The sequence below is a fragment of the Microcosmobacter mediterraneus genome (assembly GCF_031846265.1).
In the GTDB taxonomy this organism is placed as follows: Bacteria; Bacteroidota; Bacteroidia; order Flavobacteriales; family Flavobacteriaceae; genus Microcosmobacter; species Microcosmobacter mediterraneus.
In genome coordinates, this window is record NZ_JAVRIA010000003.1 from 248,815 (window position 1) to 265,753 (window position 16,939).

General features: G+C 35.7%; 4 protein-coding genes. 1 reads left to right on the top strand and 3 read right to left on the bottom strand.

Annotation, left to right across the window (positions count from 1 at the left end; all coding sequences use genetic code 11):
- Positions 1-10: 10 nt before the first annotated feature.
- Entirely contained in the window at positions 11-1,513 is a 1,503-nt protein-coding gene (locus RM697_RS07580) for an ATP-binding response regulator (protein WP_311427264.1), read from the top strand.
- Between the two features lie 90 nt (positions 1,514-1,603).
- On the opposite strand, the gene RM697_RS07585 is transcribed toward RM697_RS07580, so the two are convergent.
- From RM697_RS07585 to RM697_RS07595, 3 genes are read right to left on the bottom strand one after another with little or no spacing between them, the layout of a single operon-like run.
- Positions 1,604-3,625, bottom strand: coding sequence for an OmpA family protein (locus RM697_RS07585; RefSeq protein WP_311427265.1), 2,022 nt, complete (start codon positions 3,623-3,625; stop codon positions 1,604-1,606).
- An 11-nt stretch (positions 3,626-3,636) separates the two neighbouring features.
- Positions 3,637-4,554 carry a PorP/SprF family type IX secretion system membrane protein gene (locus RM697_RS07590; protein WP_311427266.1) on the bottom strand — a complete coding sequence of 306 codons (918 nt, stop codon included), beginning with the start codon at positions 4,552-4,554 and terminating at the stop codon, positions 3,637-3,639.
- A 56-nt stretch (positions 4,555-4,610) separates the two neighbouring features.
- A complete protein-coding gene (locus RM697_RS07595; protein ID WP_311427267.1) occupies positions 4,611-16,703 on the bottom strand; it encodes a PKD domain-containing protein in 12,093 nt (4,030 codons plus the stop codon).
- Between the last annotated feature and the right edge of the window lie 236 nt (positions 16,704-16,939).

Sequence of the window (16,939 nt, forward strand, 5' to 3'; positions counted from 1 at the left end):
CCTATAAGAGATGCTTGACAACTACCAAAAAAAATACCTTAAAAATAATTTTCAACTCCTACTAGTAGATAATGAAGGTTCTATACTAGAAGTAGGCAATCCTTTTATTAAGGTAGGTAATAAATTACAAGATATTCATCCTTTTTTTGAATCTGTACAAGACTTACTCCTAATAAAAAATCAGCAGCATTCTTTTTCTTGTGTAAACCTTGATTTTGATTACGATAACTTTATTGTAGATATCATTATACACACCGTTAAAAAAAACGAAACTGTTGTTATTATTGAAAACTTAACTAAACATTATAACAATTACCAAATAACAGCTCAGCGTAGAAACGAAACAGTCATAAACTACGAGGTTCTTGAGCTAAAAAATAAATATTTACTAGAAAAAGAAACATTTAAAAATAACTTCATTGCTAACTTTAGCCATCAGCTTAGAAATCCTATCACTGCATCTGCTATTTTTAGTAAACTATTACTAGATACTAATTTAAGCTCTGAACAGAAAAATTATTTAGACATCATTCTGTCTGCAAATAAAGATCTTAAAGAGCGAATAAATGACATCTTAGATGTAGCAAAAATTGAATCTGGTAAGCTTATATTAAGTGAATCCGTTTTTAATTTCAAAGATTTGCTAAATGAACTTATCACTGGTTACAGTATAATAGCCTCAAAAAAAGGGTTAGACTTCAAAACTGAACTAGCTTTTAACTTACCTGATTATATTAGAGGAGACGCTTATAGGTTAAAACAAATATTAGGTAATATTCTTAGCAATGCATTTACATATACAACTAAAGGGTCTGTACATTTTAGTGCTTCTTTAAACTATATAAGAGCCAAAAAAGTAAACTTACATTTTGAAATAAGCGATACAGGTATTGGCATAGACCAATCTCAACAGGAAGAAATTTTTGAGCGTTTCACTAAAGTTAATGAACAAAATAACAGAAATATTGGATTAGGTTTATCTATAGTTAAACATCTAGTAGAACATATGAATGGTAATATTTCTATAGAAAGTCAACTAGATAAAGGTTCTAAATTTATTTGTAATCTAAGTTTTAAATTGGCTAATGAAGATGATATTAAATATAAGAGTAGCCTTAAAGAGCTTCGTCCTAAATTTGACACAAAGAAAAACCTACTACTTATTGAAGATTCTGAGCTAATACAACTTTCTGTTTTAAAAATATTATCCTCTGATGGTAATTTCTTTTTAAATATCGTTTCTAATGGTGAAGATGTTATTGCTTCAGTTGAAAACCAAGAGGTCGATATTATATTAATTTCTAATACTATACAACGCTATGCTGCAGAGGAGATAGCCAAGTCTATTAGAGCTATCTCTAAAGAAACAAGAAAAATCCCAATCCTTGCATTAAGCTCTGAAGTTTTTAGAGATGATATTAAACGTTATAAGTCCTTTGGAATTAAAGATGTTATCTCTAAACCATTTAATGACGTTAGCTTTTTAGATAAGATTTACAAACACGTAAAATAAAATAGCGAGCCAAATTTGGCTCGCTATTTTATTTTATTACTACCAATCTTAATCCAAGATTAATAATAACTATTATAAACTTAAAGTATTTTACATTTTAACAATTATAAATTCTGATCTTCTGTTAAATTGGTGTTCAGCTTCTGTACAAGATACACCATCACTACATTTATTAATAAGTTGACTTTCTCCAAATCCTTTAGCACTTTCAATTCTATCGGCACTAATACCTTGAGAAATAATATAATCTCTAGTAGATTTAGCTCTTCTGTCTGATAGTGCCATATTATAGCTATCTGTGTTTCTAGAATCTGTGTGCGATTCTATTTGTATAACCATATTTGGATACTCTTGCATTAGCAACACAATTTTATTTAGCTCTATAGCTGCATCGTTCTTTCTTATATATGACTTATCTAAGTCAAAATAGATAATACCAATTTTAATTTTAAGTATTCCTCCTTCTTCAACGATAAGTTCATTAACTGTTTCTAGACCAAGAGCTACAACTGTTTCTCCAGTTTCGTCTAAAGTAAGAACAGGCTTTTCTTTAGGTCCATAACCAGTTTTGGCCGCAGTAACATTAAATTCTGTAGCACAACCCAATACTTTTTCAAAAGCATAAGCTCCACTAATATCTGTTGTTGTTTTTTCTAATTCCTTACCACTTTCATCATATAGTGTCATAGCTACATTAGCAATGCGTTCTCCTGTAATAGTATTAGATACATAACCACGTATAATTTGATCACATGGTTTTGGCGCAGCTTCTGGTAAGCGAACAAATGAATAAATATCATCATCTCCTTTACCAGTTAATCTATTAGAACAAACAAAACCTGTATTTTTATCTTCTCTAATGATAAAACCAAAATCATCTAGTTCACTATTTAAAGGTGCTCCTAAATTAATTGGTGTGTCAAAAGTCTGATCTTTAATCTTACTTTCAAATACATCCAAAGCTCCTAATCCTAGGTGACCATCTGATGCAAAGTAGAGTGCTCTATCTGTAATGTAAGGAAACATTTCTCTTCCTGCTGTATTTACATTGTCTCCTAAATTTCTTGGTTTAGAATAGCCTGAATATTCTGCATCACTTGTAGCATCATCTTCTAAAATATCTACAACAAAAATATCTGTTGCACCAATAGATCCTGGCATGTCTGATACAAAATATAATAGTTTACCATCCTCACTTACAGATGGATGACCAACAGAATAGTCTTCACTATTAAATGGTAGCTCCTTTATATTATTCCACGATAAAATGCTGTCGTTATCTCTAGATAATTCAGCACTGTAAAGTTTTAAATGGTTTGTTCCGTTACCATCTCTTCCAAGGTCACCATCATAATTGTTACGAGTAAAATATACTTTCGTTTCATCTGGTGAAAAAGCTAATGTAGCTTCGTGATATCTTGTATTTATTTCTTCTGAAAACTCATTTATCTTATCCAAATCAGATTCAATATCATTAAGTTCTCCAAGATACATATCAAGAAATGGCTGTTCGTTCCAATGGTAAATCCTAGTATGATAATTAGAGGTATCTATAGCTGAAGAATACACTAATTTATCCTTATAATACATTGGTCCAAAATCTGAATATTTTGTATTCACAGAAACATTTTTTAATGTAAATCCAGGTTCTATATCTAAAACATCTTCAACCGTTTGGTTTACTTGGTTTAACTTATCAGACCTATCATCTTTATTTTCTGTACGTTTAGAAAATTCTTTCATCCAGCGCTTAGCCTCTCTGTACCTTCCTATACCTTCTAAAGTATGTGCATATCTAAATATGTACTCAGGTTCTACATCTGAATAATGATTAGACAGTAATTCATCATAACATCTGTTAGCATTTTCCATGTCTGTATTAAAAAAGTAAGCATCTCCTGCGCGTTTTAAAACTCTAACGTAATCTTGATGATCTTCACTAGAATTTCTTTTATCGTTATCGGCAAGTTTTTGGGCTTGTGCTTCGTATAATACAGAAGCTTCCTTATACCACATTCTATCAAACAAGCGATCTGCTTTCTCGGTTGAACTCTTTTGAGCAAACATCAATGATGTTGCACTAATTAGGAGTATTGTAATTATATTTTTCATGTAGATTAAGTTTAAAAGAATCGAGGTGATTTAAGTTGTCTTTCTTTAGATTTTAATTCGAAACGCAGCATTATTTCGTGAGTTCCTGTATTAAAATTTTGTAGTTCTGTAGTAGTGTAATCGTAAGAATAACCTAACAATAACTGTGGAGTAAGCTGAAAGCCTATTAAACCACTTACAGAATCATCCCAACGGTAAGCTAGACCTAATCTAAAATTATCATTAAACATAAAGTTAGCTGATAAATCAAATATCAAAGGTGCTCCTACAACATGCTTTACTAGAAAAGCAGGTTTAAATTTAGTACGCTCACTTAGGTCAAACACAGTTCCTCCAATTAAGAAAAAGTGTAAACGTTCTGCTGCAACAGATTGCTGAATATCATCGTAGTGTTGATCTGTAAAGAAATTTGGTACAGACAAACCTAAATAACTGCGTTCTCCATGTAAATAGAGTCCTGCTCCAACAGTAGGTAAAAACTTATTTCTTATGTTTTGTTGAAATACAGCATCTGGATTTTGAAATTGTCCTCTTGACCAATCTATATTCAACATTCTTCCACCTGCTTTAATACCAAATGATAAACGTTTAGTATCTGATACATTAATAGTGTAAGAAAAATTTCCGTCGATATAAAATTCATCTGATGGTCCTAGTCTATCGTTAACAATTGAGAGACCCAAACCAACATTTCTACCAACTGGTGTATCTATGGTGAACGACTGTGTTGTTGGTGCACCATCTAAACCAACCCATTGAGTTCTGTGGAGACCAAAAACTGTGAGATGTCCGCGGTTACCTGCGTATGCAGAGTTAACACTCATTGGGTTATACATATAATTAGTAAACTGAGGATCTTGTTGGGCAAAACCTATGTATGCTGACATTAGCATAACTAATCCTACTAATTTTTCGATTTTTAAATTCATTTTAAGATTTGTTAAATTATGGTAAAGCATTAAAGCTGAACATTTTAAATATTTTATTATCTATTAATATATAGCCATCCTGCTCTTCTCTCTGAACCATCTCCTAAATCTAAAATGTAGTAGTAGGTTCCTACAGGTAATTTTTCTTCTTTGTAAAGTACTGCTCTTCCGTTTGATGTACCATCAAAGGTGTTGTCATATCTATCTTTACTGTAAACAATATTTCCCCATCTGTTATAAATCTCCAATCTATTATTTGGATAATTTGCTATACAATCTATATAGAACACTTCGTTAACTCCATCATTATTTGGAGAGAACTCGTTATAGATTGTTAAACATACAGGATCTATAGTAGCATCGTCTGAATCATTATTTGCATTAGCATCGATTTGATCTAAGAATTCTAATGATGCAATGTTTAGATAATTATCAACATCTAATACAGTAACTGTTATTTCTAATGTTTCAGTTAAGCCAGCACCAACTGTTGGTATTTGCCATAAACCAGTGGTTTCGTCGTATACACCTGCTGTTGTAGTAGCAGATTCAAACTCATAACCAGATGGTAAGTTATCTCTAATTTCTACTGAAGTTGCATCTAAATTACCAAGATTAGAGGCTGTTATTGTAAAGGTAACTTGATCTCCAATTGTTGGGTTAGGATTATCTACCGATTTAGTAACTTCAATATCTGTTGTTGGTGTGTTAATTGATGCTGAATCTTCATCATCTTCACTTTGGTCACCATCATCATTATTTGGTTCACTATTAGGATCAAACTGATCGCTAGCAGTAATCTCAGCTACATTAACATATTCACCTTCATCTAGAGTTGGCATATTAACTGTTGCTTCGTAGGTTAAGATTAATCCTGTTAAAGGAATAGTTAACCCTGTCCAGTCAATTATACTTCCTGTTAAAATACCTCCATTACTTATGTTGGTAATGTTACTAAATCCAATAGGTAATATATCTTGTACTGCAACACCTGTCGCTGTATTTGCACCTGCATTATTAATTTGAAGTGTAAACGTTACAACATCACCTACATTAGCATCTACATTATTTACAGATTTATTTAAACTTAAATCTGCGGTCTGAGTTTCTACTAAAATACCATCTTCATCATCTTCACTTTGATCTCCATCGTCATTATTTGGTTCACTATTAGGATCCATAATATCGCTTCCTGTTACTTCAGCAACATTAAAGTATTCGCCTGGTGTACCAGTTGGCTCATTAATAAGAACATCAATAAATAATGATTGAGAATCTCCACTTGCAATATCACCTACAATCCACAATCCTGTTGTCTCGTTGTAAGTTCCTGAAGTTGCACTAAATAGTATGAAATCAAAACCTGGTGGTAGTAAGTCTGTGACTTCTACTCCTGTAGCTTCGTCAGGACCAGCATTAGTTACCGTAATTTGGAACGTGATCTCGTCACCAACGTTAGGCATAATATCATTATCAACAACTGTTTTAGTTAATGATAAGTCTGCCATTGCCTCAACAGGGATGACTAAAACATTATCTTCATCATTTTCACTTTGATCTCCATCATCATTATTAGGTGTACTATTAGGATCAATAACATCACTTGCTGTTACTTCTGCTATATTCAAGTATTCATTTGGCGCACCTGTTGGAGCGTTAACTAATACATCTATAAATAATGATTCTGTTTCTCCAGCACCAACTGTACCTACTGTCCATAAGCCTGTTGTTTCATCATAAGTGCCTGATGTGGCACTAAATAGTATGAAATCAAAACCTATAGGAAGTAAATCTACTACTTCTACACCTGTAGCAGCATCTGGTCCAGCATTACTAACAGTAATTTGGAATGTGATTTCAGAACCAACAAGTGGTGTAGTGTCTCCATCAACAACAGTTTTCTCTAAAGATAAATCTGCCATTGCATCTAAAGGTGTTACTAATACATTGTCTTCATCATCTTCACTTTGATCACCATCGTCATTATTTGGAGTGGAATCGATATCTAAAATGTCTGAAGCTGTTACTTCTGCAATATTCAAATAGTCTCCTGTTCCGTTAACTAATACGTCTATAAGAAGTGTTTCTGATGAACCATTTTCAATAGAACCAATACTCCATACACCTGTTGTTTCATCATACGTACCAGCTGTTGAACTGAATAAGATGAAATCAAAACCAGATGGTAATAGATCCGTAACTTCAACACCTGTTGCATTATCTGGACCATTATTAGTAATCGTTAAGATGAATGTAATTTCTTCTCCTACTAAAGGTGAAGTATCATTATCAACAACTTCTTTAGTTAAAGATAAATCTGCTGCTGCTTCAACTGGTGTTACAATAGCATTATCTTCATCATCCTCACTTTGGTCACCATCATCGTTATTTGGAGTGGAATCTATATCTAATATATCTGAAGCTGTTACTTCAGCTATATTTAAATAGTCTCCTACTTCATTAACAAGAACATCAATCAGTAAAGTTTCAGACTCGCCTGCAACAATACTACCAACAGTCCATAATCCTGTTGTTTCATCATAAGCTCCAGATGTTGAACTGAATAATATAAAGTCATATCCTGATGGTAATAAATCTGTGACCTCAACGCCAGTTGCATCTTCAGGACCATCATTAGTTACAGTAATCTGGAACGTAATCTCAGTTCCTATTAATGGTGTTGTATCTCCATCAACAACTACTTTAGTTAATGATAAATCTGCTACTGCTTCAATTGGCGTAACTATTGCATTATCCTCATCATCCTCACTTTGGTCACCATCATCGTTATTTGGAATAGAATCAATATCAAAAACATCAGACTCTGTAACTTCAGCGATGTTAAGGTAATCTCCAGAATCATTTACTAAGACATCTATTAATAAGGTCTCTGATTCTCCTGCACCTATACTACCAATAGTCCATAATCCTGTTGTTTCATCATATAATCCAGCTGTAGAACTATATAAGACAAAGTCATATCCTGATGGTAATAAATCAACTACCTCTACATTAGTAGCATCTTGTGGACCATCATTAAACACTCTAATCTCAAATGTTATTTCTGTTCCAATTAATGGTGTTGTATCACCATCAACAACAATCTTAGTTAATGATAAGTCAGCTTGTGCTGGTGCTATCGTAATAACATCCTCATCATCATCATCACCATCACCATCACCATCTTCATCTACATCATCTCCTGTGGTTGGATCTGAATCTGGATCATACTGATCACTATCTGTAATCTGTGCCGCATTGGTGTACTCGCCTGCTGCTCCTGTTGGTGCATTTACTGTGGCTTCATACGTTAAGGTTACCATACCATTATTTGCTGGTACTGTTAAACCTGTCCAACTCGCTATATTACCTGCTTGAACTCCTCCATTGTTTACTAAAGTTAATGTAAATCCTGATGGTAAAATATCTTCTACCGCAACGCCTGTAGCTACATCTGGTCCTGCATTGGTAACTACCAAGGTAAAGGTTACTGTATCGCCTACATTCGGACTCGTATTGTCTATACTTTTTACAATACTTAAATCTGCCTGTTGGATAACTACGCCTTCTGTATCTTCATCATCATCATCTATTCCATCGCCATTATCATCTGTATCTGAACCTGTGCTTGGATCACTATCTGGATCAAACTGATCGCTCGCTGTAATCTCTACACTATTTAAATACTCATCTGCTGCACCTGTTGGTGGATCTACAGTAACATCAAAAGTTAAGGTAACAGTGTCAACACCTACTGGTACAGTTAAACCTGTCCAATCTATTTGGTTACCTAATGCTACGCCTGAACCACTTATGTTAACTATATTACTATAGCCTACTGGTACTACATCTTGTACAGATACATTCGTTGCATCTACACTACCTGCATTACTTACATTTATTGTAAATGTAACTACATCGCCTACATTTGGTGTACCATCACTTACGATCTTCTCTATCGATAAATCTGAGGTTTGTGGTGTTATTTCGAATGTATCTTCATCATCATCGTCTCTATCACCATCACCATCTTCATCTACTGTTCCATCTGTAGATGGGTCACTATCTGGATCATACTGATCACTATCCGTAATCTGAGCTGAGTTTCTATACTCACCTGCTAAACCTGTTGGTGGGTTTACAACAACATCATAAGTTAGTGTAATACTTCCTCCATTTGGTATACTTAGACCTGTCCAATCTATTTGATTACCTGTTTGAATACCAGAGTCACTTATTGTTCCACCTGTAATTATATATCCTATAGGTACTATATCTTCTACTGCAACACCAGTAGCATCATTTGGACCTAAATTGTCTATTGTTAATTCAAAAGTAACTGTGTCACCTACATTTGGTGTCGCACTACTCAATGCACTAATACCTTTTGTTAGTTCTAAATCAGCTTGAGCTGGCACTACGATTTCATCATCTTCATCGTCATCATCACCATCACCATCACCATCTTCATCAACTGTATCATCTGTATCTGGATCACTATCTGGATCAAACTGATCGCTATCTGTAATCTGCGCAGTATTTCTATACTCATCTGCTGCGCCTGTTGGTGCATTTACTGTAACTTGATACATAACTACTGAACCTGTTAATGGTACACTTGCTAAATCCCAAGTAATTGTTGTGTTTCCTGCATTGAAAGTTCCTCCATTATCTATACTACCTGGCACTAATGTATACCCGATTGGAAGTATATCATCTACACTTACATTAGTTGCTACATTTGGACCATCATTTGCAATAGCAATGCTAAACGTTAATACATCACCTACATTAACTGGCGCACCGTTTACATCAGCAACTGTTTTATCTAATGATAAATCTGCAACTTCTGGCACTACATTAAATGTATCTTCATCATCATCATCACCATCGCCATCGCCATCTTCATCAACTGTATCATCTGTATTTGGATCACTATCTGGATCAAACTGATCGCTATCTGTAATCTGTACTGAATTGGTATACTCACCTGTTGCACCTGTCGGAGCATTTACTGTAGCTTCATAAGTTACTGTAATACTTCCGCCTGCTGGAACTGCTAAACCTGACCAACTTGCTGTATTACCAGCTGCTGTTCCTGCATTATTTACTGTTCCTAAAGTATAACCTACTGGTAAAATATCTTCAACAGCTACACCTGTGGCATCATCTGGTCCATCATTAGTAATAACTAATTCAAAAATCAAGGTATCACCTACATTTGGTGTTGCACTTCCTGATACTAAACCTTTTGAAATACTTAAATCCGCTTGCTCTGGTGCTATTGTGATTTCATCCTCATCATCATCATCACCATCACCATCACCATCTTCATCTACATCATCTCCTGTGGTTGGATCTGAATCTGGATCATACTGATCACTATCTGTAATCTGTGCCGCATTGGTGTACTCGCCTGCTGCTCCTGTTGGTGCATTTACTGTGGCTTCATACGTTAAGGTTACCATACCATTATTTGCTGGTACTGTTAAACCTGTCCAACTCGCTATATTACCTGCTTGAACTCCTCCATTGTTTACTAAAGTTAATGTAAATCCTGATGGTAAAATATCTTCTACCGCAACGCCTGTAGCTACATCTGGTCCTGCATTGGTAACTACCAAGGTAAAGGTTACTGTATCGCCTACATTCGGACTCGTATTGTCTATACTTTTTACAATACTTAAATCTGCCTGTTGGATAACTACGCCTTCTGTATCTTCATCATCATCATCTATTCCATCGCCATTATCATCTGTATCTGAACCTGTGCTTGGATCACTATCTGGATCAAACTGATCGCTCGCTGTAATCTCTACACTATTTAAATACTCATCTGCTGCACCTGTTGGTGGATCTACAGTAACATCAAAAGTTAAGGTAACAGTGTCAACACCTACTGGTACAGTTAAACCTGTCCAATCTATTTGGTTACCTAATGCTACGCCTGAACCACTTATGTTAACTATATTACTATAGCCTACTGGTACTACATCTTGTACAGATACATTCGTTGCATCTACACTACCTGCATTACTTACATTTATTGTAAATGTAACTACATCGCCTACATTTGGTGTACCATCACTTACGATCTTCTCTATCGATAAATCTGAGGTTTCTACATTGACTCCTGCATTATCTTCATCATCTTCATCTTGGTCTCCATCATCATTATCTGGATCACTATTTGGATCATCCTGATCACTATCTGTTACTTCAGCAATGTTGAAATACTCTCCACTTGTTCCTGTTGGAGCATTAACGGTTGCTGTAATATTTAGAGTAGCAGCAGAACCATTAGCTATACTAGCAATAGTCCATAAGCCTGAAGCTGAGTCATAATTTCCACCTGAATCATCACTTACATAAGTGAAACCCATAGGTAACTGATCAACAACCTCTACATTAGTCGCATCATTTGGACCTGCGTTATTTACAACTACAGTAAACACTACAGTATCTCCTACTGTTGCATCTGTTGGAGCAACAGTTTTAATTAAATCTAAGTCGGCTTGTTCTATGATAAATGTTGTAGTGTCTTCATCATCATCATCGCCATCGCCATCACCATCTTCATCAACTGTATCATCTGTATCTGGATCACTATCTGGATCATCTAAATCACTGTCTGTAACTTGAACTGAATTCGTGTAGTTTCCAGAATCGTTAACAACAGCGTCATACGTTAATGTAATTGATAAGCCATTATCAATTGCTAAATCTGACCATACAATTGAATTATTTCCAATAATAAATACACCTGAATTAGATATTGTACCAGGTACGATGTCAAAACCAGATGGTAATAAATCTTCAAGATCTACTCCTGTAGCATCTCCAGGACCATCATTTTCAACAAGAATACTAAAAGTCACAGTATCTCCTACAGAACCTGAGACTGGTAATACAGATTTAGTAATTTCGATATCAGCTTGCTCAAGAACAACCTCTGCATTATCTTCATCATCTTCACTCTGGTCACCATCATCATTGTCTGGATCACTATTTGGGTCATCTTGGTCACTAGCTGTAACTTCAGCTACATTAGTATACTCTCCACTTGTTCCTGTTGGAGCATTTACAGTAGCTGTTATATTTAGGACTGCTGTTCCACTATTAATTATAGTTCCTGCCATCCAAAGTCCAGTTCCTGAATTATAGTTACCACCTGAATCATCACTTACATAGGTATAACCTGATGGTAATTGGTCTACTACTTCTACATTGGTAGCATCATCTGGACCTGCGTTAGAAACAGAAACCGTAAAGACAACTGTATCTCCTACACTTACAGGTGAAGGTGCTACTGTTTTAGACAATGATAAGTCTGAAGACTGAAAAGTTACTTCAGCATTATCTTCATCATCTTCACTTTGATCTCCATCATCATTATCTTCATCACTATCTGGATCTATATTGTCGCTAAATGTTATCTCAGCAGTATTTTGATATGGCCCAGTTGCATTTACTGTGGCATTAAACGTTAAATTTAATGTTGCTCCATTAGCTATATCTAAACCAGACCAAGTAATTGTCTGCGTTCCTAAATCGAAAGTACCACCATTGGATACTGTTCCTGGAACTAAAGAATAACCTAGAGGTAATACATCTTCAACGCTTACTCCTGTCGCATCTGAATTAGTACCACTTGAGTCGTTATTAAATATTGACACTGTAAATGTTACAACATCACCAACATTAACACTAGATGGTGAAACATCTTTTGTGAGTTCTAAATCTGAGACTGGTAATATTTCTACAGTCATTTGATCTGTAGCTATACTACAAGGACCATTCATAACTGTCCATTCAAATACATAAACTCCTACTGCAGTGTTTGTAACTTGAGTAGTTGGATCGTTAATATCTATAAAATTAGCTGTTGTTGGACCTGAAACTTGTGTCCAAGTACCAGTTCCTGCACTTGCAGGATCAGCGCCTAGCATTACAGGATCAAATTCTGGTATGGTTTGATCAGGACCAGCTTCGGCAGTTATTGGATCAGAAAATACTACTATCTCCATAGTATCTACTGATGTACATCCTCCACCTACAGCAGTCCATGTAAACTCATAAGTACCATCTGTAAAACCTCCAACTAAACTGTTAGGATTGCTTGGTGCAAATATATTTGCTAGAGCTCCACCTGTTTGTGTCCATGTACCTGTACCTTCAACTAGAGGTGTTGCTTCCAGGAATGTTGTTGGACCTTCACATAGTTCTTGGTCTGGTCCAGCTTCTGCAATTGATGGTGGCACTCCTGTGAATGTTAAGGTCACTGTATCACTTTGTGGTGCACATAAAGATGGTGCAACAAAAGGACCACCTGTAGCTACGGTCCACTCAAATACATAAATATCGTCTAAACCATCATTTAAGTAATCATCTGCTATATTAGATAATGTACTCAATGGGTTGTTTGGGCTGTCAATTGTTACTATGGCATTTCCTGTATTATCAGTATCTGTTGTAGCACCAGATGTTACTGAGACAAAAGACCAAGTACCAATACCAACAGTTGGTGTTGTAGCTCCTAATTGAGCATCTTGCTGACACGCTAAAGGCTGATCAGGACCAGCTTCTATAGGCATTGGACCATCGAAAACTTCAACTCTTACTATATCCGACTTGTCTATACAAGTACCTATTGAGAAGTTTAACTCAAATATATATAATCCTGGAACTGATAATCCATTGACATCAGTTGTTAAGCTATTATCTTGATTTGTAAATGTAACAGTTGCTCCTCCTGGCTGTGATAGTAAACGCCATTGTGCTGTAACTCCTGCCGGAATTGATGGATTTGCAGAAGTTAAGGTTGCTGTATTGGTATCTAATTCACAAATCTCCTGGTCTAAACCTGCAAAAGGATCAGTTCCAGGACCACCTCCCACTGTAATAGTCACTTGAGAAGAATTATTACATACAACTCCGCTTCCTGTATAGTCTGTAGTATATTCAAATACATATACGGATCCAGCATCTACAGGAGCATTTGCTGTGTTACTATTAGAAGGTGACTGAGATGGTGTGTATGGTGCAATAACACCTGGTGTAGTATCACCATCAACTGATACGATGCTCCATGTACCAGTAGTACCTGAAGTTGCTTCTAAAAACACACTAGTCGCTTCACATAAATCTTGGTCTGGACCAGCATCTGCAGGAGCAAATACTTCAACCGTTACATCAGTGAATGAATCACTACACAATGGAGACCCACTAACCGTTGTCCATCTGAATATATATGTTCCAGTTATTAAATCTTCGATATCAACAATATGATTATCGCCCACATCTGAAGGATCTTGATCTATATCTGGTGAATTAGGTCCACTAATTAATGACCAAGCACCAGACTCAGCATTGGGATTTTGCAATGGATCTGCTGAAATTGTCGTATTATCATCAGCACAAATAATTTGATCACCTCCAGGAATATTGGCAGGAGTTGGTGGTATTCCAACTTCAATTTCTACTTGATCAGCTGCTCCTCCTGTTGTACAATTACCATAGTCAATAACCCATTCAAAAACATAGGTTCCATCTAATAAATTTGAAAATGTAGCAGTTGGACTATTTTCGTCATCAACAGTGTAACCTGTTAATCCTGATACTAAAGTCCAAGTTCCGACACCTCCAAAAGGCGAAGGGTCATCTGCATTCAAGGTAAATGACTGTGTAACAGGATCTAAACATAATGTTTGATCTGGGCCTGCACTAACTGTAGTTACTGAATCTGCTATCACAATTTCTACTTCATCAAAAGTATCTGGGCAACCATTAGGCGCTGGCGCTGTGTAACCAATACTCCATCTAAATATATATTGACCATTTATTAAGTTATCTACAGCTGTAGTTGGATCGTTTACATCTATAAAGTTAGCTGTGTTAGGTCCTGAAATTTGAGTCCAGGTTCCTGTTTCATCTGTATCAGGTGTATTACCTGCTAAATTTGGTATAGAAATCGTTCCATCTGGTAAACAAAAATCTGTACCAGCATCAGCTATGGTTGGAGACTCGTCCGCTAAGGTGGTAATTTCTACAGTATCTACTTCAGCTGGAGCACAATCTGGAAAACCAGCAGCCTCATCAACTGACCATGTGAGTGTATAAACTGTTGATGGTGAGGAAAAACCTGTTGCTATAGTATTTGGATCTGTATCATCTTCAAAAACAATACTAATATCAGATGCAGTCCAAACTCCTACTTGACTGTCTGTTAATGAAGCTGCAGCTAACTGAACAGGTGCATTAAAACAAATCGTTTGATTTGCACCAGCATCTGTTGGTAAATTACTTAATGGTGTCACCGTAATTGTTGTAAAGGATACTGCTGGTGGTGTACAATTGGGGCCAGCAGAAACTGTATAGCTAAACGTATAGACTCCAGGAATTAATGACGGTAAAGGTGTAATAGGATCATCATCTCCTACATCGGTATTTTGTGAATACCTATCAACGATGATGTCATTAGTCATGCCATCTGGACCATCTACTAAAGACCAAATTGATGTTTCTCCAGGTAATATTGAACTCCCAGCTAAACCTCCATCTATCTGACCACAATTAAATTGCTGTGGTGTACCAGCATTAGAACCTGAGATTGGAGTGGAAATATATATACTAATGCTACTATTAGCAACATCACAACTTTGAAGTAAGTTCCCTGTTCTTATTCTTCTAAAATTTACGGTGTATGTGCCAGGTACATCAAAATCATCTATGGTGACATTGCCAGGACTTGCTCCTGGAGCGTTTTGGTATGCTGTTGGAAAACTTAAAGCTGAATCCGCCGGACCACTTATTATACTATATTGTGTTTGATTACCACTTGCATATGTAAAAGGGACATCAATTGAGGTTTGACCACAATCGCCAGTGATGTTATCACCGTTATTAGCAAGTACACTAATTGTATCTATATTGTATCGGATAGTTACATTGGCAGTAGATGTACATAAAGTAGATCCATTTGTTATGGTATAACTAAATGTATATGTATTTGGCGAGGATAAACCTGTAACTTGAGTAGTACTATTGTCTTCATCAACTATAGTTACTGCTGGACCGCTTGTTTGCACCCATAAGACTTCTTCATTAGTAAAAGTAGGAAGTGAGCCTATTAAGGTGGCTTCGTCTACCGAAGGATCACAAAATGTAATGGTAGCATCTTGTACTGTTGCCTGAGTCACATCTTGAGTCGCTGGTGGAACTGTTATAGTAACAGTGTCGGTACCAGAAACACAAGGCCCTTCTACATCCCATCTAAAGGTATAAACACCTGCCATAAGACCACTCACTCCTGTAGTATTGCTATTAGGATTACTAATAGTAGGGTTCGTTGGTCCAGAAACAAAAGTCCAAGTTCCTTGTTGTCCATTAATATTATTACCTCCAAAACTTCCGTTTAGGTTAGTATTTTGATCTACTGTGTAGCAATTAGATAGCGTTTGATCTAGTCCTGCATCCACAGGATCTACACCACCATAATTAGTTATTAAAATTTCATCAAACGTTTCACAGAAACGCCCCGGTAAAAATTCACTACCTGTTATTACCCAACGTACAGTGGTTGTTCCTGCTGATCCTTCAGGTAAAGAAATCGTTGTTGAAGGAGATGTATCGTCGCCAAAAGATACGCCTGCCGGATTGGCACCAGGTATAACCCATTGACCTGTTTCACCTGGATTTAATGGTGTATTACCATTAATCACTAATGAACCTGATGAATCTGGACAAGATTCAACATCTGCTCCTGCGTCAGCTTGTGTAATCGGCTCAACGGTAATACTAATAGTCTGCGATGGTTCCTCACCATTAAAACATACTGCAGCCAATTCAAAAACGTAAGTGTTTCCTCCTGTATATCCTGTAATTGTTGGATTAGGAATGGATGGATCACTAATGATTACTGATGGACCACCAACTTGTGTCCATGTAGGACCTTCTGCGTAGGTATCTGGTGTATTACCATCCAACTGTAAAGCTTCATTCTCACATATAGAAAGATCGAGGCCTGCATTTACTGTACAAGATTGCGCATAAACATATGCAGATTGGAATGATAGTAATACAAGAAATAAGAATAAATTCTTTGATAGGTTAGAACTTATTTTTTTACTGAATAAGTAGATCTGATTCATTTATATATATTTTATAGGCATAATATCCACGAAAGTAATTTTTCATCGATTATTTGTAATTTTTAGGTATGCGTAAATGAATAAAATCGATAAAATACATATTTAATCGATAAAATGCATATTTTAGTAAATATATTTATGAATTAGCTCGCTAAGAATATTTTAATTATGTAAAAAGCTACATTATAATACTAATTGATTTAATTAAAACCTTTAACTTTTGTAAACTTTAAGAA

What these genes read in the sequence shown, in the direction of transcription:
- RM697_RS07595 (WP_311427267.1), bottom strand. Translation starts at nt 16,703, where the DNA reads ATGAATCAGATCTACTTATTCAGTAAAAAAATAAGTTCTAACCTATCA.
- RM697_RS07580 (WP_311427264.1), top strand. Translation starts at nt 11, where the DNA reads ATGCTTGACAACTACCAAAAAAAATACCTTAAAAATAATTTTCAACTC.
- RM697_RS07590 (WP_311427266.1), bottom strand. Translation starts at nt 4,554, where the DNA reads ATGAATTTAAAAATCGAAAAATTAGTAGGATTAGTTATGCTAATGTCA.
- RM697_RS07585 (WP_311427265.1), bottom strand. Translation starts at nt 3,625, where the DNA reads ATGAAAAATATAATTACAATACTCCTAATTAGTGCAACATCATTGATG.